We start from the raw sequence: 19,763 nt of genomic DNA on the forward strand, positions 1-19,763 counted from the left end.
TTTGCGCAGATGGTACTGCTTTATTGTGGGAGAGTATGTCGCCGCCTTCTTTTGAAACCCTTACTATTTATTTAGTAGGGGTTTTTTGTTGTCCTAAAAACTCATTTAATTATCGAATAGACTTCTGTCTAGTTTGATAAAATAATATAAGTGCTGAACTGAAGAGTTTTAGTCAATGAATTGATAACATACTTGAAATTGCAACTCTGATGAAGTTTGTAAATTTAACAGGGCTGTTTAATCATCGATTCTAATATATTTTTGAATTCCCTTTTTTCTTACAATTTAAGTGGTTGGAAATTATTGGAATTGTTAGAACTTATAATGTTACTATTTTCTATTTATGGTTAATTATAACCATTTGTAAATACTATTTTGAAGTGATGATTTCTATTCTATTTAGGGATATTATTTAATTGTGGAATACTTAATTAGAATTCTTTTGTTCGGTTATCAAGTATTGAATATTTAATTATAAAAAAAAAGCTTAAGGATACCAGTGTATCTTTAAGCTTTTATGCATATTAATAATAATGTAATGTTTTTATATTGTAATAATTTATATTCTTATCTTTTAAATATTGGATAATTCGCAACCAGATCATTCACTTTAATTTTCAATTTTTCTAATAATTGATCATCTTCAAAATTATTAATAACTTGATCAATAATTTCCACAATCTTTTCCATATCTTTCTCTAGCATTCCTCTTGTTGTGATCGCAGCCGTTCCTATTCTAATTCCACTTGTCACAAATGGTGATTGGGTATCAAACGGTACCATGTTTTTATTTAAAGTAATATGGGCTTTGCCCAAGGCTTCTTCGGCTTGCATTCCAGTGATATTCTTATTCCTTAAATCAATTAACATCATGTGATTATCTGTTCCTCCGGATATAAGATGGTAGTCTCTTTTTACAAATTCTTGTGCCATTACTTCGGCATTTTTCTTTACTTGAACCATATAGTGAAGGAATTCATCAGATAACGCTTCTTTAAAAGCAACAGCTTTGGCTGCAATTATATGTTCTAAAGGTCCACCTTGATTACCTGGAAAAACTCCACTATTCAATAGTGTAGACATTTTTTTGAGATTTCCGCTTTTTAACTTTTCGCCAAACGGATTCTCAAAATCTTTTCCCATTATTATTAATCCACCTCTAGGACCTCTGAGTGTTTTATGCGTAGTAGTGGTACAAATATGTGCATGGGGAACAGCATCTTTAAGAATGCCTTTTGCGATCAATCCTGCTGGATGTGCAATATCTGCTAAAAGAATAGCGCCTACACTATCAGCTATTTGACGGAATTTCTCATAATCTATTTCTCGACTGTATGCAGATGCTCCGGCAATAATAAGTTTCGGCTGTTCTTTTTCAGCGATTTTTTGAATATTATCATAATCTAGAAGACCTGTTTCCTTTTCAACCCCATAAAAAGATGTTTTATAAAGTTTACCAGAGAAGTTCACTGGTGATCCATGAGTTAAATGCCCACCATGAGAAAGATCAAATCCCAGTATTTTATCACCTGGCTTTAGACAAGCGTGAAATACAGCCGTATTTGCTTGACTTCCAGAATGTGGTTGAACATTTACATATTCCGCGTTAAAAAGTTCCTTAGCTCTTTCTATGGCAAGATTTTCTATTTTGTCAACTACTTCACAACCGCCATAATACCTTTTGCCTGGGTAACCTTCGGCATATTTATTTGTAAGTATAGATCCAGCGGCAGCAAGTACATCGTCGCTTACATAATTTTCACTAGCTATTAATTCTAGACCAGTAATTTGTCGTTGTTGTTCTTCTTGAATTAGATCAAAAATTTCTTTATCGTTAAAACTCATGTCTTTTTATAGTTAAGATTGAAACAAAAATAATTCATTGCGCTTTGCAAACGTTATGAATATGATATATTTGATTAGTATTTCTTAACAAGATATAATTACAAAAATATGCCACTAGAAACTAATGACCCAAATAGAAAATCATGGATAGGCTATAGCAGCGATTCACATTTTCCAATTCAAAACATACCATTTGGAGTATTTCTTACTCGTGATAATGTTATTACTATAGGTACCAGAATAGGTGACTGGGCTATTGACCTAGGAGCTCTACAAGAAATGGGCTACTTTGATGGTGTGCCGCTTACTGATGATATGTTCATGCAAGACACTTTGAATGACTTTATCTCTGACGGTAAAAAAACATGGCGACTTGTACGTAATCGAATCGGCGATATTTTTGATTCTGAAAATGGATTGTTAAGAGATAATAAAGAACATAGAAATAGAATCATATTTAATATGGACGAAGTTGAAATGCAACTTCCTGTTCTTATAGGTGATTATACAGACTTTTATAGTAGTAAAGAACATGCGACTAATGTTGGGACCATGTTCAGAGATCCAGATAATGCTTTGTTACCTAACTGGTTACACATGCCAGTAGCATACCATGGTCGTTCTAGTACCATAATTCCATCAGGTATTCCTATTCATAGGCCAAAAGGTCAGACCATACCAGCTGGTAGTGATCAACCTGTTTTTGGACCATCTAAATTGGTCGATTTTGAACTTGAAATGGCGTTCATTACTACTGATGCTAACAACATGGGACAACCTATTCCAGTTCAGGATGCAGAAGATTATATCTTCGGTATGGTTGTTTTTAATGATTGGAGCGCTAGAGATATTCAAAAATGGGAATACGTGCCACTAGGTCCATTCCTAGCTAAAAACTTTGCGAGCTCTATTTCTCCTTGGATTGTAACACTTGACGCGTTAGAACCATTCAGAACTAATGGTCCTGAAATGGAAAAACCAGTTTTAGATTATTTAAAATCTGAAGGAGATAAGACTTATGACATTCATCTCGAGGTAGATATTACTCCTCAACAAGGAAAACCTACCACAATCTGTAAATCAAATTTCAAATACTTATATTGGAACATGTCTCAGCAGCTAGCTCATCACACAGTGAATGGTTGTAGAGTAAATAGTGGTGATATGATGGGTAGTGGAACCATATCGGGTACTAAAAAAGATTCTTATGGCTCTATGCTAGAATTAAGCTGGCGCGGTGAACGTCCAGTAAAATTAAATGACGGTACAGAGCGCAAATTTATCAACGATTTTGACACAGTAACTATGAGAGGTTATTGTAAAAATGGGCCAGTACGTATAGGATTTGGTGAAGTTTCAAATCAGTTGTTACCAGTTTATGAACCTAAAGTGAAACATTAGATGAATAATTTTTTCAAAGTTCTAATTTTAGCCTTATTAGTGACTAGTTGTGGCGGTGTTAAAAAAACTGAAACCGCTATAAATTCTGGTAATTTCGATCAAGCTATAGACATAGCATTGAGTAATTTAACTAGTGATAAAAACGCAAAGCGTAAACAAGAGTACGTAGTTTTGTTAGAAGACGCTTTCGCGAAAGCGGTAAAAGAAGACCAAATCGTTCTTAAAAGACTACAGTCTGATCCTAATCCAGAGGTGCTCGAGTCGATCTATGAAACTCTTGAACGAATGGAATTACGTCAAGGGAAAATTAGACCGCTTCTACCTTTAAAAATTTATAGTTCTGGTAAAACGGCAAATTTTGAAATGCAAGATTATTCTAAAAGAATCATTACTGCACGCACTAAATTATCGGATCATTTATTGAATAAAGCAAAGAATTCACTTAGCGTGGCAAACACTTTACAAGCACGTGCTATTTATGACGATTTACGTTATTTAAATGACATAAATCCAAACTATAAAGACACAAATACTTTACTTGAACAAGCGTTAGAAAAAGGAACTGACTACGTATTGGTGACTTTGCGCAATGATACTCAGCAAGTCATACCACAACGATTAGAGGAAGAATTGCTTAATTTTTCCACCTATGGTTTAAACGATAATTGGACCATCTATCATAATAAAAGAAATACCAGTGTGTATTATGATTATGATATGGGAATTAATTTTAGAAACATAAACATTTCTCCAGAGCAAGTTTTACAAAAGGAGTTGCAAAGAGAGAAACAAGTTAAAGACGGTTTTGAATATGAACTGGACTCACGTGGAAATGTGAAAAAGGACAGTTTAGGGAATGACATTAAAAAGGATAAGTTCATTACAGTAAAGGCAACTGTTTTTCAAAGCACGCAACAAAAGGAAGTCTCTGTTGACGCAAATATTGAAATCACTAACAGACTTTCAGGTCAGCTAGTAGATCGTTTTCCAGTAGGAAGCACTTTTATATTTACTTACTTATATGGTAGTGTAAATGGAGATCGTCGTGCTGTGGATAATGATTATTTACAAACTCTCAATCCTAAAGCTGTTCCGTTTCCTTCAAACGAGCAAATGATTTATGACGCTGGTGAAGACTTAAAATTACGTATTAAAGAAGTGCTAACGGGTCTGCGATTTAGGAGGTAAGTTATTATTTAATAGAATTCTGTTTTAAGAACTATTTCACATCTCTAGTTCTATCTTTGACCTTATGACTGCAAGAAAACTTACTTATCCACAAGCTCAGTACTTTTCCTCTTTAATGGAAGACTATCTGGAGCAAAAAGAGGAATTAAGAAACTTGTACCATCGTTTCCCTAATTTGGAAAATTTTGAGGCTCAAATTAAAGAAAAGCAAGCCGAATTTAACCTGGCGACTAACAAAAGGACAGTACTTACAGATGTTTTATTAAAGCAATATCATGGTCTCGATAATGCTCAAGAATCTATCGTAAATATTGAGTTATTAAGAAGCGATAATACGTTCACTATTACCACTGGGCACCAACTCAATCTATTTACAGGACCACTTTACTTCTTGTATAAGATTGTTTCGGTAATCAATCTATGTAAACAGTTAAAAGCTAAGTATCCAACTTTTGATTTTGTTCCAGTATACTGGATGGCGACCGAGGATCATGATTTTGAAGAAATACAATATTTTAAATTTCAAGGAAAGAAGCTAGTTTGGGATAGAGAAGCTGCTGGTGGAGTAGGTCGATTGAGTAATGATGGTCTTGATAAAGTATTACATACTTTACAATCACAATTAGGAACAAGTGATCACGCTCAAGAAATTTCGCAACTCTTTAAAAAAGCGTATTTAGAAAGCGATAACCTAGCTGTAGCAACCCGTTTTCTCGCACATCAATTATTCGGCAACGATGGTTTAGTAATCGTAGATGGTGATGATGCTGATTTAAAAAGTTTGGTCATACCTCAGTTTGAAGAAGAGTTATTACAACAAATGAGCTTTCATAAAGTAAATGAAACCATTGAAAAATGGCCATCAAACTATAAAGTTCAAGTAACACCACGCGAGATCAACCTTTTTTATCTTAAGGATAATCTAAGAGAACGTATCTTCTTTGAAGATGCAATTTATAAAGTCATCGATACCGATATTTCTTTTACTAAAGATGAAATCTTAACTGAACTGCATCAACATCCAGAGCGTTTTTCACCTAATGTGATCATGCGTCCTTTATATCAAGAAGCTATTTTACCTAATCTATGTTATATAGGTGGTGGCGGCGAGATGGCTTATTGGTTAGAACTCAAAGCATACTTTGATTCTCAGAACATTACTTTTCCTATGTTACTCATGCGTAACTCGGCGTTGCTCATGAGTCAAAAACAATTGGAAAAGACAGAGAAACTAGGTTTAGAATTACAAGACTTATTTCTTAAAGACTACCAGCTCGACGAGAAACTTACTAGACAATTAAGTAACATTGAAATAGACTTTTCATCCCAAAAAGAACATCTTAGTAAGCAGTTTAAAGAGCTTTATCAAATCGCTCAACAGACAGATCAATCATTTTATGGAGCGGTTGCCGCTCAAGAGCGTAAACAAATAAAGGGATTGGAATACCTTGAAAAAAGACTTTTAAAAGCTCAAAAACGTAAACTTAAAGACTTTCTCGATAGAGCGTTGATCATACAGCGCGAGCTATTTCCTAATTCTAGTCTTCAAGAAAGACAAGAGAACTTCTCAAGTTTTTATCTAGAATATGGTAGTCAACTCATTACTGTCATAAAGCAAAATCTAGATCCTTTAGACTTAAGATTTACGGTGATAGTTTTCGGTGATTAATGTATTTTAATAACTAAAATCAAACTCCTTCCCTTTGAAGGGAAGGCTGGGTTGGGATGTTAAATCAATTTATTTCTCACTCTCGATGTCCTTTAAAGAATATTACTTTTTAAAGAGAATTTGAATTTAAAATCAAAAACACTTTCCTCAATTATAGAAATTTAATGAGTCAACTTTATCGTTTTCTAATTTTTCTTTAAAACACGTTAACAAAAGACTGCACAACAGATTTACTTTAACACATAAAAAAGTAAATTTGCGCATGCAACACGATAAGGTTTTAATATTAGATTTTGGTTCGCAATACACACAGCTTATTGCGCGTAGAGTTAGAGAATTAAACATCTACTCAGAGATTCATCCATTCAACAAAGTTCCTGCAAATCTTGACGATTATAAAGCAGTGATTCTATCAGGTAGTCCTATGTCAGTGCGTTCTGAGAGCGCTTTTCATATCGACTTAACAGAGATAAGAGGTAAAAAACCTTTACTAGGAGTATGTTACGGTGCGCAATATCTTGCCCATTTCCATGGTGGAGAAGTAGGAGCGTCTAGCACAAGGGAATATGGACGTGCAAACCTTTCATATGTTAAAGAGAACGAAGCTTTCACGAGCGGTATATCTGCCGGTAGTCAAGTGTGGATGAGTCACAGTGATACGATTAAAAAGCTCCCACTAAGTGGAGAATTGCTCGCTAGCACACATGATGTGGAAAATGCAGCATATAAAATTAAAGGAGAAGATACATACGCAATACAATTTCATCCCGAAGTATATCACTCGACTGATGGGAAGCAGTTACTAGAAAATTTCTTAATTAAAATAGCAAAGGTAAATCCAGACTGGACACCTAACGCATTTGTAGGGGAAACAGTAGATGCACTTCAAGCACAACTAGGCGATGATAAAGTCGTTTTAGGATTGAGTGGTGGTGTAGATTCTTCAGTAGCAGCGATGTTGCTGCATAAGGCAATAGGTAAAAACCTCTACTGTATTTTTGTGAATAACGGTTTATTGCGCAAGGATGAGTACACTCAAGTTCTCGACCAGTATGAAGGTATGGGCTTGAATGTAAAAGGAGTAGATGCTTCGGCACGATTTATGGATGCACTAGCAGGACTGGATGATCCAGAATTGAAACGCAAAGCCATAGGTCGCGTTTTTATTGAAGTATTTGATGATGAGGCTAAGGAAGTGCAAAATGTAACTTGGCTAGCGCAAGGAACTATTTATCCTGATGTGATAGAAAGTGTAAGTGCAACTGGTGGACCAAGTGCGACTATTAAATCGCATCACAATGTAGGTGGATTACCAGATTTTATGAAATTAAAAATAGTAGAACCGTTAAAAGCACTATTTAAAGATGAAGTGAGACGAGTAGGAGCTTCTATGGGCATGGCTGCAGACCTTTTAGGAAGGCATCCATTTCCAGGACCTGGACTTGCGATACGTATTTTAGGCGATATCACACCAGAGAAAGTAGCTATCTTACAAGAAGTGGACGCCGTTTTTATCAATAACTTGAGGAAATGGGATCTATATGATAAAGTGTGGCAAGCCGGAGCGATTTTGCTACCAGTCAATAGTGTAGGAGTAATGGGTGACGAGCGCACTTATGAAAAGTGTGTGGCCTTGAGAGCCGTTGAAAGTACAGATGGTATGACTGCAGACTGGGTAAATTTACCTTATGAATTCTTGCAAGCGACTAGTAATGAGATAATAAATAAGGTAAAAGGCGTTAATAGAGTAGTTTATGACATTAGTTCTAAGCCGCCAGCTACCATAGAATGGGAATAAAATAATATGAAAAATATAATCTTAATAGCTTTTGTTTTCTTCGCTTTCGCGAAAGCGTACTCAACAGCACCACTACAAAACTACAAGCAACACGTAGTCCAAAAGGGCGAAACCGTGTTCAGCATAGTAGGAAAGTACAATATTAATGCAGCAGAATTAACCACTCTTAATCCAGATATTAAATCAGGATTGAAGGAAGGTTCTATTTTATTAATTCCGGTTGGAAATGATGTTCTCACACAGCGCAAAATCGTTAAATATAAAAAGCATAAAGTACGTCGTAAGGAAACACTATACGGTATCGCTAAGAAATATAACGTTACTGAGTTAGATATTAAAGAATCTAATAAAGAGTTGTATTCTAAAGGATTACGTAAAGGTGACCGCATCCAGATTCCTGTTTTTGAAGAATTGAAAATACCAGTTATCGAGCAACCTGTTCAAACTGTAACAGTAGATGTGCCGCTTAAAGATGGAGAATACAGAGTGATGCCTAAGGATACAAAGTTTGGTATCGCGACTAAGTATGGCATTAAACTAGCTGAGCTAGAAAAAATGAACCCAACGATGAAAGAACTTCATCCAGGTATGGTCATTATAGTTCCTACCAGCTCAACTGCGATTATAGAAGGTGTCACTACAACAGTTCCTGATGGTGCTGTTGTACCAGTTGAAAAATTCATTAACTACCAGGTGCCGCCTAAAATGACTATGTATTCACTTGAGAATCTGACTGGAATCAGTGAGGATTCTTTACTAGTGCTTAATCCACAAATTAAAGATGGTTTAAAGCTAGGAATGAATATTAAAATACCTAATCCTGCAGGAGCTCAAGCAAATGTGATGGATTCCAAAATTAGTGGTTTTGCAAATCTATTAGATAGTATTTCAAATTATAATCCTCAACGATATGGTGTGATGTTACCGCTTTCTTTTAATAAACTAGAAGAAGATACATCAGATTCTGATTTATTGCTTAAAGAAACGGCGACACGTATTGCACTTGATTTTTACAGTGGTATGAGCATCGCTCGTGATTCTGCTCAGTCCTTAGGAATTAATGTCACTTATGATTTATTTGATACGCAAAAAAGTGCTTCTCGAGTAAGAAGTATCATCAGTGCAAACAACTTTGATACATATAATGCGGTAGTAGGACCGTTACTTGCAAAGAATGTAGTAGAAGCTGCAAAGGAGTTGAAAAGTCAAAACATTCCTGTAATATCTCCACTTACTAATACAGATGTAAGGTTGCATAAAAACCTATTTCAAGCAAGACCAGATGAGGCACTTTTAAAACAAAAACTTGTTGACTATTTAGTCGCCAATGCTGAAGGTAAAAACATCATCCTAGTTTGTGATGCTAAAAAACCAGAGCTTAAAAATGAATACCTAGCTTTATTTCCAGATGCTAAAGAATTAAAACCTAATAAAGATAATTACATCTATAAGCAGACTTACATAAATGCACTGGACTCAGAAAAAGAGAATTGGGTCATACTTGCTGTAGATAATGAAGGTTTTATTACAGATGCAGTGTCTCATTACTCTGCCAAAGCTAAATCGTATAAAGTAACAATGTTTGGTTATGAAAACTATGATCAATTTGAATTACCTCATTTAAGATTAGCTTCTTTAAGTTATACGTATCCTAGTATGAACAGGAATTCTAGTGATAATAATAGTTTTGAAAAAACATATTATAATAAATATCGTATTTCACCTAATTCTTATGCAACTAGAGGATTTGATCTTGCCATGGACATTATTTTAAGAAATGCAAGTGCAGGCAATTTATATGATAGTGCTATGAATAATGGTAGTACAGAACAGGTAGAGAATAAATTTAATTATTCTAAAAAATTCCTTGCTGGTTATTATAATGAATCTGTTTACTTATTACAGTATAAGGAAGATTTAAGCATTAAAGAAATTAAATAATGACGTCAACGGTAACATATTTAGGAGATTTAAGATGTGAAAGTAAACACCTCAAAAGTGAAAACACTTTCATGACTGACGCGCCTACTGATAACAATGGTAAAGGAGAAGCTTTTTCTCCTACAGATACCGTTGCGACTGGTCTCGCTAGTTGTATGCTTACTGTAATGGGAATAAAAGCTCAAGATTTAGATAACGATTTAACAGGTAGTACTGCACAGGTTACTAAAACTATGGAGTCTAATCCACGCCGTATTTCACAAATAGATGTAAATCTTGATATGAAAGGTAATTGTGATAAAAGATCCCAACTGATTTTGGAACGTATTGCAAACACCTGCCCAGTACACAATAGTTTGCATCCAGATATCGTTAAGAATATCACATTTAACTGGTCCTAAAAATGAAATCGTTACTTCTTTTATTGTCATTATTCATAGCAACGGCTATGGTGCCAGTAGAGAAGTTTACCTTTCAAGAGAAACCAGTACTTGCCTGGGAAGATTTTATGGGAACTCCACCTATGAATGCTCCTCATGCCGCTAGTGTTAACTCTGGAATTGCTTACAGTTATACGGCACAACTTAAAGGAAAGAAGGTTTTCATTGATTTTGAAGTACGCAGTGAGTTCTATCCTCAATTAAGCTGGAAAAAGAACTTAAAAGAAACCGATGCTCAGTTATTAAGACACGAGCAACTTCATTGGAATATTTCAGAATTACATGCACGAGTGCTCAAAAAAGCATTTGAGAACTATCAACCTACTCGTCATTATAAAAAAGAAGTTCAGCATATTTTTAATAAAGTAGAAACCGCACGTCAATCCATGCAGGAACGATATGATCGTGAAACAAATCATGGCTTGCTACTCACACAGCAAAGAGAATGGGAAACCTACATTTCTCAGGAGTTTTTTAAAATGGGTTAGATGTAGTCATCGCCATACCGCTGCATTGAGGTTTTGGATTTTACGATTAAATTATGTTATTCTCTATGTCATACCGCTGCATAGCGGTATCGGCTAGTGAGAAACTAGAAGTTTGTATATTCTATGAATGGACGTTGATAACCCATAAAATTCTTAAAAACTCACTCGCTTTTCCGTTCCATATTTCTACATAAAATGACTACTTTTGCAGCTGATTTAAAAGCTCAGTTGACTAATTATGGCACATGCAAAGTACATTTTTGTAACCGGTGGAGTTACCTCTTCTTTAGGTAAAGGAATTATAGCCGCATCTCTTGCAAAACTGCTACAAGCGCGTGGTTTTAGAGTTACGATTCAAAAACTTGATCCATATATTAATGTAGATCCGGGAACGCTCAATCCTTATGAACATGGTGAATGTTATGTCACAGAAGATGGAGCAGAAACAGACCTGGACTTAGGTCACTACGAGCGCTTTTTAAATGTAAATACTTCTCAGGCAAATAATGTGACTACAGGAAGAATTTATCAAAGCGTGATTCAAAAAGAACGCCGCGGTGAATTTCTTGGAAAAACAGTTCAAGTAATACCTCACATCACAGACGAGATAAAACACCGCATCCAGATTCTTGGAAAATCGGGTGATTACGATATCGTGATTACTGAAATAGGTGGAACTGTAGGTGATATCGAATCCTTGCCGTACATAGAAAGTGTGCGTCAATTGAATTGGGAACTTGGAGAACATAATTCCCTAGTAATTCACTTAACATTAATTCCATATTTAAGTGCCGCTGGTGAGTTAAAGACTAAACCTACTCAACATAGTGTGAAAACATTAATGGAAAGTGGAGTGCAGGCAGATATTCTCGTATGTCGCACAGAGCACGAACTGTCTGAAGAGATTAAAATGAAGTTAGCTCGTTTTTGTAACGTGCGTCGTGAAGCTGTGATACAATCTATAGATGTAGAAACCATCTATGATGTACCTAATAAAATGCTTGCTGAAGGTCTTGATACCGTAGTTCTTGAAGAATTACATTTAGATTCTCACAATGAACCAGATTTAACAAGCTGGAATCAATTTGTACAGCGTCACAAAAATCCTAAAAGCGAAGTAACCATAGGTTTGATAGGAAAGTATGTGGAATTACAAGATTCTTATAAATCTATATTGGAAGCTTTTATCCACGCAGGAGCTGCAAATGAGGTGAAAGTAAATATTGAATCGATCCATAGTGAGTTTCTCGAGGTTGATGAAATGGACGCCAAATTGTCGCATCTCGATGGATTACTCGTTGCTCCAGGTTTTGGTGAACGTGGTATAGAAGGAAAAATAGAAGCTGTACGCTATGCAAGAGAACATAAAATTCCATTTTTCGGAATATGTCTAGGAATGCAAATGGCTGTTATAGAATATAGTAGAAATGTTTTGGGACTTTCAAATGCAAATTCTGTGGAGATGGATGAAAAAACATCGCACCCAGTAATTTCATTAATGGAAGAGCAAAAAAACATAACAAATATGGGTGGAACCATGCGTTTAGGTGCATGGGATTGTGAGTTAAGTGGTGGCAATGTGTCAGCCATTTATGGTTCGGGCATGATTTCTGAACGCCACAGACATCGTTATGAGTACAATAATGAATATAAGGAACAACTAGAAAAAGCTGGTTTGAAATCTACAGGTGTTAACCCTAAAACGGGTCTTGTCGAGATCATTGAAATTGAGGATCACCCATGGTTTATAGGTGTTCAGTATCACCCAGAATATAAGAGTACGGTGGCAAATCCACATCCTTTATTCACTTCATTTGTAGCGGCAGCAGCTAGAAAGCAATAAGATTTTAAAGATCACGCTTTCGCGGAAGCGTATCAAACATAACTCAACAGGTTCTTATATGTAGAACCATAGTACAAGCCTTGCGAGGCAATTTTTATGGAACAAAAACCAATCGACTGGAAATCAATAATAGGAATGGGACTTATAGCCGCTATTTTCCTATTCTGGATGAGCCAAAGCAAAGAAGAAGTAGCCGAAACCAATCCTGAAACGACTACGGAATTAGGTACAACTACAACCGAAACTTCTACAACACCTCAATTAACTTCAAATGATTCTACAGCTGTTGCATCACCTGCTAGTAATGGTGTTTTTCAAGCAGGTTCAAGTGAGGTAATCACTTTTGAAAATGAGGTAATTGAATTTAAAATAGATTCAAAAGGAGCACTTATTCAAGAAGCTTTATTGAAAAGTTTTAAAACTTATGACTCATTACCAGTTTATCTCGCAAAGCCTAACGAGAAAGATCATCAACTAGATCTTGAATTTGTGACCAGCGATGGACGCAAAATGCATACTAAGGACATGACTTTTACACCATCTCAATCTATGAATGGTGCAAATAAAGTATTGTCTTTTAAAGCAAACGTAGGAACTGGACAGTTCTTAGAATTTAGATACGAGTTGCAACCTAAGGATTATATGATGGATTTCACCATCCGTTCTCAAGGGATGTCACAAACCTTTAATACGTCTGAAACTCCTCAACTCAACTGGGAAATGCTTGCTTATAAGCGTTCTAAAGGTATGGATAACGAGAACCGTTATACAGAGATTAAGTTTGAATACGGTGATGGAAGTGATGACTATACTGGTCAAGGAACTGAAGCCGAAGAAGAGGAAGAAGATATTTCATATATCGCTTACAAACAGCACTTTTTCACTTCTATATTATTAACAGACACGCCATTTAAGAAGGCAAAATTAATGTCTGTAAACATTGAGTCGCAAGATGAAGAACAAGATACTTATACTAAAAAGTTCAACTCTCAAATTGAGTTAGAATATACTGGTGGTGAGCTAGCTTATAATATGGACTGGTATTTTGGTCCTACAGATTATGACATTCTAGATGAATATGATCGTAACCTTGATGAAGTAGTAGATTTAGGTTGGGGAATTTTTGGATGGATTAATGAATTAGTAATCCGACCATTATTTTCATTCTTGACTAAGACTGCTGGAATCCCTTACGGAATAGCCATCATCTTATTGACTATATGTGTACGTATCATATTATCTCCGGTATTATATAAGAGTTATATGACTCAGGCAAAGATGAAAATTCTACGTCCAGAGTTGAACCGTATAGCTGAGAAATACAAGGATAACGCGATGAAAAAGCAGCAGGAAACCATGCGTATTCAGAGCGAGGCAGGCGCCAGTCCGCTGTCGGGTTGTTTACCTGGATTGCTACAAATGCCTGTTTTCTTTGCACTCTTTAAATTCTTCCCTACAGCTTTTGATTTAAGACAGAAGAGTTTCCTATGGGCAGACGATTTATCGAGTTATGATGAGATATTTAAACTTCCATTCAATATTCCGTTTTATGGAGATCACGTGAGTTTGTTCCCTATACTAGCATCAGTAGCGATATTCTTTTACATGCAAATGACTACTGGGCAAACCATGCAAAACACGCAACAACCTGGTATGCCTAACATGAAGTTTATCATGTATCTATCACCATTGTTCATGCTTGTATTCTTTAATAACTATGCGAGTGGATTATCATTGTATTACTTTGTGTCTAACTTGATTACCATAGGTATCATGCTTGTCATCAAGAATTTCGTTATCAAAGAAGATAAAGTTCTTGCAAAAATCGAGAAAGCTAAAGCAGCTCCTAAGAAGAAAAAAGGACGCTTTGCCTCAAAGATGGGCGAGATCATGGCACAAGCACAAGAACAACAAGAAGCGCAGAAAAAAGGTAAGAAGTAATTTAGAACTAATGATGTCATGCTGAATTCATTTCAGCATCTCCTAGTACAGGAGACTCGAGCTGTTCTTACTACTCAACTTTATAATTAATATCTCAAAAATCCCATCTAGTAAACTAGATGGGATTTTTGAATTTAAACCAGAATGGACAAAAGCTCCTTTCCTTAGATAAGGAAAGGTGGCTTAGACTCGATAGAGGCTAAGACGGAAAGGTTGAAAACACAAATGATAATCTTTAAATAAAAATCTTCATCGTAAACGAAATGTAAAAAGCGGTTCCCTTCAGACAAAGGGAAAACAGATACTTCAGCTAGCTGAATATCAAAAGGGTTTGAAAACGCGAGAGGTTTTAAAAAAAACATTACGTCTGTCAAACCCTTTATTTTGGACCGTACACGGCCGAAATTTTCCCCTTTGAAAAAGGGGAAAGCCTTTTCTTTATTTATTCTATTTTTTATTTGGAGAAAAAGTCTTTCCCTTCAGATGAAGGGAAAACAGATACTTCAGCTTGCTGAATATCAAAAGGGTTTGAAACACGAGAGTTTTTAAATATCATGCGTATTTTCAACCACTCCTGATACTCCTTCGACAAGCGAAGTATCATCTGTCCTCGCCTTTTCTAAGGCGAGGAGCCTTTTCTAAGTAGTGTTTTAAAAAGCTCCTTTCCTCAGATGAGGAAAGGTGGGCAAAAAGAGCAAAGCGACTTTTGGTCGGAAAGGTTGAAAACACAAATGATAGTCTTGAGATAAAAATCTTCATAGTAAACGAAATGTAAAAAGCCTTTCCCTTCAGATTAAGGGAAAACAGATACTTCAGCTTGCTGAATATCAAAAGGGTTTGAAACACGGATGTTTTAAAATCCTAAAAACCCCTTAATAACTCGAATCTATTTCACTTCCTAATCCTAAATTTCATCAGTAACTTAGCTATTGTATAAGCAAAAATGAATAATTGGCTGTTTTAGAGAAATACATACCACGACTGGCAGTGATGCCGCTCACTAAGCTACTAGAAATGAATGCCGTTCATTTAAAAATAGTAAATGAACGCAAGACCAGACACGGTGATTACAGACCATTACCAGACGGTTCTCATCGCATAACTATAAACGCAAACTTGAATCAGTATCGGTTTCTAGTGACGCTGGTTCATGAGATAGCTCATTTAGTAGCTTTCAAAAAGTATGGAAGATTGATTAAACCACATGGCGTAGAGTGGAAGCATACCTTCCAGCATTTGATGCTGCCATTCCTGCGTCCAGATATTTTTCCTAATGACGTTTTACCAGTACTAGCAAGACATTTTAAGAATCCTACAGCCAGTAGTGATACTGATGCTGTGCTGAGTATTGCCCTTAAAAAGTATGATGCTGCCACTGATAAAAACTTTATATTTGAGTTAGTGCAAGGAGCGATTTTTGCTACAGATAATGGACGCAAATTTCAGAAAGGCAAAAAGCTGCGCAAGCGCTATGAATGTCTAGAAATGGAGACTGGAAAAGTCTATTTATTTCAGCCCAATGTGCAGGTAGAAGTTTTAAAAAATTAAGTATGAGTAATAAGTATGCAGTAATAATGGCCGGTGGAGTAGGTTCCCGATTTTGGCCAGTGAGTAAACAATCTTTCCCTAAGCAGTTTCACGACATGCTTGGATTAGGAAAGTCGTTGTTACAAATGACATTCAACCGTTTACAGACTCAAATTCCTGCAGAGAATATTCTTATTCTCACTAATGAGGCTTATGTTGATCTCGTACAGGAACAATTGCCTGCAGTACTTAAGGAAAATATAGTAGCTGAGCCTGCTATGCGCAACACGGCTCCATGTATTTTGCTCGCAGCGTTGAAAATTCAGAAAATGAATCCTGCGGCTCAAATGATAGTCGCACCTAGCGATCATTATATTGCCGACGAGGATTTATTCAATGAAGATCTCACGACCACGTTTGCTTTTTGTGAGCAAAATCCGCAGGCGCTAATGACTTTAGGGATTCAACCTACGTCGCCTAATACGGGCTATGGTTATATAGAATACAACAAAGAATCTACTGATGTTAAAAAAGTAGCTCAGTTTAGAGAAAAACCAGACTTGGAAACAGCGCAGGAATTTCTAGATGCTGGGAATTTCTTGTGGAATGCAGGAATATTTGTGTGGAGTGTAGAGGCTGTGGTACACGCTTTCGCGAAAGCGCAACCCAACATGACCCAACTATTCACTAACGGCATGGATGTTTTAAACACGCCACAAGAGCAAGATTTCCTGGAAAGCGAATATCCAAAAGCAGAGAATATCTCAGTAGATTATGCGATTATGGAAGGCTCTAAAGAAGTCTATGTGTTGCCAGCGCGATTCTCATGGAACGATTTAGGAACTTGGGGTTCTTTATTTGATAAGCTCGATAAGAATGAAGAAGATAACGCGATAGTAAACTCGAGTGTTACAGCCATCGATTCTAGCGGTAATATGATAAGAACCGCAACCGGTAAAAAGGTAATTATTCAGGGAATGGAAGATTATATCATTGTAGATGAGGATGATGTGTTAATGATCATTCCTAAAACGGCCGAACAAGAAATTAAAGAAATACGCAATGCGGCCATGGAAAAATATGGCAAAGAAATAGGATAATGGAAGATCATAATTATAATAATGCTGAGGAGAATCTACTGGATGAAAATCAGCAAAAGATTTCTGGGATTTGGGAAAATACCATGGCATTTCTTCATGATTTACTAGATATACGTGAGGACTCAGACCGTGATGAGACTATTGAGTCTGTGAGAAAAGATATTTCTTTTCAAGGTCATAATGCATGGATTTTGATTTTCTCCATTTTTGTGGCGTCTATAGGTTTAAATGCAAACTCTACGGCAGTCGTGATAGGAGCCATGTTAATCTCTCCACTTATGGGACCGATTGTAGGTATGGGATTAGGCACGGCTATTAATGATAATACCATGCTGCGTCGCTCGTGGATTAACTTAATAGTCATGGTATTGCTGTCTTTATTTACAGCATCATTGTATTTTTTTATATCACCTATGAAGGAAATGACACCAGAGCTAGAGGCAAGAACCTTTCCTACCATATTGGATGTGCTCATTGCCATTTTCGGTGGATTGGCACTCATCGTTGCCAAAGCTAAAAAAGGTACCATTTCAAACGCAATCGCAGGTGTAGCGATTGCTACAGCATTAATGCCACCTCTATGTACGGCAGGTTATGGAATTGCGACGTGGCAGTTGAAGGTTTTTGGTGGAGCGATGTACTTATTCTGTATTAATGCGGTATTTATTGCTTTGGCGACTTTCTTGGTTTGTAAGCTGCTCAAATTCCCTATGGTAAAGTATGCGAACCAAGCCAAAAGACAACGCGTTTCTAGACTTGCCTCATTAATAGGTTTTCTAGTGTTATTACCATCTATTTACTTGTTCTATCAATTGTATCAAGATCAGATGAAGCAAATAGCGGTAGATAGTTTTGTAAAAGAATATGTGCAATATGACGGAATGCGTCCTAATGCTGAGTGGAACAAAGAAACACAAACGCTCGACGTAGTTATGCTAGGTGCTCCAGTTCCAGACCCAATCGTCAAAGAATGGGAAAAGAAATTCAATTTACAAGAAAACTTAGAAGAAAGTAAAGTGCGTTTTTACCAAGGAAGCACGATGCCTACCACAAATAATGATGGAGTAGAAGTAGTCCAAGAAGAGCTGATTGATAAACTACGTCTTATCCAAGATAAGGATGTGCGTATCGCAGCACTTGAAGATGAGTTGCGTCGCGTTAATGAGCAAGACAGAAACTTTGACATCATAAGTGAAGAGGTGCGCTTGAACTATCCTCAAGTGGCCAGTATAAGCTATGCCGAGTCTGTGAATAAGGATTTCATCACTCAAAAAATGGATACCATTTCGCAATATAACATACGATTTAACGACACGACCTTAACCACTCAAGATCGCACAAACCTTAAAACACGTATGGCAAACTGGTTGCGCTACCGCTTAAAAACTGATAGAGTACAGGTTAAAGAAATCGCCGCTAGTGTGACTGTGGTGGATAGTAGTTTGGTGGAGTAGAGGATGAGATATCTAAATTAAATCATTGATGTCATCTTGAAATACATAACTTCTATGATACTCTAAATACATTTCTCTATCTTCAGGAAAAATCCTCATTTTATTTTTCGCATTTGGATTTATACTAAGCTTCTCCCAGGTATATGAGCTTAATTGAGTACCACAAACTAGCTCACCGTTATTCGTAAAAGTGATATATCCTTGATCGAATAATTTGTCATATGTTGGTGATAAAGCTAATCCGTTTAAGTAATCTAAGGCTTGAGTACTTTCATTATTTTTCATACAAATACTATAAGGTTTGATGTGACTGGCAATTAGCAAACGTTCATCTGTAATTTTAGTGAATGGACATTGTGGCATGTAGTTAATCACTTCACGTCTATATTTTTCAGCGCCAACTCTATTTCCCCTTGCTGTTTTTGTATTTACAACATCTTGAATAATCTCGTTTTCTAAAGATTTTGGATGTACAAATGACCTAAATTGGTAATCCAATAAAATCCTAAAGTAAAATAGAGGTTCAGCATTTCTATTATTTACAGGAATTAGTTTAAGTATTGATAAGTAACTAATTCCTGGAAGTATTAATTCTCTCCACAGTTTCCAAATAGAATCATCAGAACGAATATATCCTCTATTTTGCTTTTGAGAAATATTATCTGAAGCATCATATATGCTAAAGAAGAGTTGATTAGAATTTAAATTATTTACTTCATCTAATCTATCTTGATAGTATTCTTGAATATTATTATGATAGAACTGTTCTTGTGAATAATATTCAGTTTTTGCGTCTCTTAAGTATTTTTGAAGATTTGTTTTACTAAAAAAACATCTGTTTTCACTTATTAATGCTCCAGTATCTTTGGCAGAATCAAAAGTCTTTCTTTTTTTAAATTTGTCTAAATGCTCTAAACCCCAAGAAGAATAATTAAAAAAGGCAGACATGTTTTCTCCTTTTTCTCCGCTATATGTGCCAACATGTTTTTTAGACTCACCGTTCCCATTAAATTGAGCTAATTTGTTTTTCCTATGAATAAAGCTATCTTCAGCTCTAAAGTCCTGTATAGAATCAATTATAAAAAACTCTTGACCTTCGATTTTTATTTTTTGTAGATTTTCCATTTC

General features: G+C 36.0%; 14 protein-coding genes. 12 read left to right on the top strand and 2 right to left on the bottom strand.

The annotated features are described in order from the left end of the window. Nucleotides 1-567: 567 nt before the first annotated feature. On the bottom strand, nucleotides 568-1,845 hold the full coding sequence (gene glyA, locus ACSHWW_RS08845; RefSeq protein ID WP_435682083.1) for a serine hydroxymethyltransferase: 1,278 nt from the start codon (nucleotides 1,843-1,845) through the stop codon (nucleotides 568-570). Nucleotides 1,846-1,953: 108 nt separating this feature from the next. Between glyA and fahA the strand changes: the two genes are divergently transcribed. From fahA to ACSHWW_RS08905, 12 genes are all read left to right on the top strand, one after another. Continuing rightward, on the top strand, nucleotides 1,954-3,246 hold the full coding sequence (fahA, locus tag ACSHWW_RS08850; RefSeq protein WP_435682084.1) for a fumarylacetoacetase: 1,293 nt from the start codon (nucleotides 1,954-1,956) through the stop codon (nucleotides 3,244-3,246). Beyond that, a complete protein-coding gene (locus tag ACSHWW_RS08855) occupies nucleotides 3,247-4,434 on the top strand; it encodes a hypothetical protein (RefSeq protein ID WP_435682085.1) in 1,188 nt (395 codons plus the stop codon). A gap of 64 nt (nucleotides 4,435-4,498) precedes the next feature. Continuing rightward, complete coding sequence (bshC, locus tag ACSHWW_RS08860; protein ID WP_435682086.1) at nucleotides 4,499-6,103, top strand: bacillithiol biosynthesis cysteine-adding enzyme BshC; 1,605 nt, start codon at nucleotides 4,499-4,501, stop codon at nucleotides 6,101-6,103. A 262-nt stretch (nucleotides 6,104-6,365) separates the two neighbouring features. Next, nucleotides 6,366-7,901, top strand: a complete 1,536-nt coding sequence (guaA, locus tag ACSHWW_RS08865; protein ID WP_435682087.1) for a glutamine-hydrolyzing GMP synthase — start codon at nucleotides 6,366-6,368, stop codon at nucleotides 7,899-7,901. 6 nt (nucleotides 7,902-7,907) lie between these two features. After that, a complete protein-coding gene (locus ACSHWW_RS08870; protein ID WP_435682088.1) occupies nucleotides 7,908-9,842 on the top strand; it encodes a LysM peptidoglycan-binding domain-containing protein in 1,935 nt (644 codons plus the stop codon). Next, the gene (locus ACSHWW_RS08875) at nucleotides 9,842-10,243 is read left to right on the top strand and encodes an OsmC family protein (protein WP_435682089.1); all 402 of its coding nucleotides are present in this window, start codon (nucleotides 9,842-9,844) and stop codon (nucleotides 10,241-10,243) included. The genes ACSHWW_RS08870 and ACSHWW_RS08875 overlap by 1 nt, the downstream gene beginning before the upstream one ends. A gap of 2 nt (nucleotides 10,244-10,245) precedes the next feature. Beyond that, nucleotides 10,246-10,770 (top strand): DUF922 domain-containing protein, encoded by a 525-nt coding sequence (locus ACSHWW_RS08880; RefSeq protein WP_435682090.1) that lies wholly within the window; start codon nucleotides 10,246-10,248, stop codon nucleotides 10,768-10,770. Between the two features lie 238 nt (nucleotides 10,771-11,008). Further along, nucleotides 11,009-12,613: a CTP synthase gene (locus tag ACSHWW_RS08885; RefSeq protein WP_435682091.1), complete on the top strand. Its 1,605-nt coding sequence runs from the start codon at nucleotides 11,009-11,011 to the stop codon at nucleotides 12,611-12,613. A gap of 96 nt (nucleotides 12,614-12,709) precedes the next feature. After that, the gene (gene yidC / locus ACSHWW_RS08890; protein ID WP_435682092.1) at nucleotides 12,710-14,554 is read left to right on the top strand and encodes a membrane protein insertase YidC; all 1,845 of its coding nucleotides are present in this window, start codon (nucleotides 12,710-12,712) and stop codon (nucleotides 14,552-14,554) included. Nucleotides 14,555-15,544: 990 nt separating this feature from the next. After that, nucleotides 15,545-16,102 carry a SprT-like domain-containing protein gene (locus ACSHWW_RS08895; RefSeq protein WP_435682255.1) on the top strand — a complete coding sequence of 186 codons (558 nt, stop codon included), beginning with the start codon at nucleotides 15,545-15,547 and terminating at the stop codon, nucleotides 16,100-16,102. Between the two features lie 2 nt (nucleotides 16,103-16,104). Continuing rightward, nucleotides 16,105-17,181, top strand: a complete 1,077-nt coding sequence (locus ACSHWW_RS08900; RefSeq protein ID WP_435682093.1) for a mannose-1-phosphate guanylyltransferase — start codon at nucleotides 16,105-16,107, stop codon at nucleotides 17,179-17,181. After that, a complete protein-coding gene (locus tag ACSHWW_RS08905) occupies nucleotides 17,181-18,635 on the top strand; it encodes a DUF389 domain-containing protein (protein WP_435682094.1) in 1,455 nt (484 codons plus the stop codon). Before ACSHWW_RS08900 ends, ACSHWW_RS08905 begins: the two co-directional genes overlap by 1 nt. 12 nt (nucleotides 18,636-18,647) lie before the next feature. On the opposite strand, the gene ACSHWW_RS08910 is transcribed toward ACSHWW_RS08905, so the two are convergent. After that, nucleotides 18,648-19,760, bottom strand: a complete 1,113-nt coding sequence (locus ACSHWW_RS08910; RefSeq protein ID WP_435682095.1) for an HNH endonuclease — start codon at nucleotides 19,758-19,760, stop codon at nucleotides 18,648-18,650. Nucleotides 19,761-19,763: the final 3 nt, after the last annotated feature.

Origin of the sequence: Nonlabens sp. (assembly GCF_051251825.1) — a bacterium.
GTDB lineage: Bacteria > Bacteroidota > Bacteroidia > Flavobacteriales > Flavobacteriaceae > Nonlabens.

Coding starts and splice junctions, on each gene's coding strand:
- glyA (WP_435682083.1), bottom strand. CDS start 1,845: ATGAGTTTTAACGATAAAGAAATTTTTGATCTAATTCAAGAAGAACAA.
- fahA (WP_435682084.1), top strand. CDS start 1,954: ATGCCACTAGAAACTAATGACCCAAATAGAAAATCATGGATAGGCTAT.
- ACSHWW_RS08855 (WP_435682085.1), top strand. CDS start 3,247: ATGAATAATTTTTTCAAAGTTCTAATTTTAGCCTTATTAGTGACTAGT.
- bshC (WP_435682086.1), top strand. CDS start 4,499: ATGACTGCAAGAAAACTTACTTATCCACAAGCTCAGTACTTTTCCTCT.
- guaA (WP_435682087.1), top strand. CDS start 6,366: ATGCAACACGATAAGGTTTTAATATTAGATTTTGGTTCGCAATACACA.
- ACSHWW_RS08870 (WP_435682088.1), top strand. CDS start 7,908: ATGAAAAATATAATCTTAATAGCTTTTGTTTTCTTCGCTTTCGCGAAA.
- ACSHWW_RS08875 (WP_435682089.1), top strand. CDS start 9,842: ATGACGTCAACGGTAACATATTTAGGAGATTTAAGATGTGAAAGTAAA.
- ACSHWW_RS08880 (WP_435682090.1), top strand. CDS start 10,246: ATGAAATCGTTACTTCTTTTATTGTCATTATTCATAGCAACGGCTATG.
- ACSHWW_RS08885 (WP_435682091.1), top strand. CDS start 11,009: ATGGCACATGCAAAGTACATTTTTGTAACCGGTGGAGTTACCTCTTCT.
- yidC (WP_435682092.1), top strand. CDS start 12,710: ATGGAACAAAAACCAATCGACTGGAAATCAATAATAGGAATGGGACTT.
- ACSHWW_RS08895 (WP_435682255.1), top strand. CDS start 15,545: ATGCCGCTCACTAAGCTACTAGAAATGAATGCCGTTCATTTAAAAATA.
- ACSHWW_RS08900 (WP_435682093.1), top strand. CDS start 16,105: ATGAGTAATAAGTATGCAGTAATAATGGCCGGTGGAGTAGGTTCCCGA.
- ACSHWW_RS08905 (WP_435682094.1), top strand. CDS start 17,181: ATGGAAGATCATAATTATAATAATGCTGAGGAGAATCTACTGGATGAA.
- ACSHWW_RS08910 (WP_435682095.1), bottom strand. CDS start 19,760: ATGGAAAATCTACAAAAAATAAAAATCGAAGGTCAAGAGTTTTTTATA.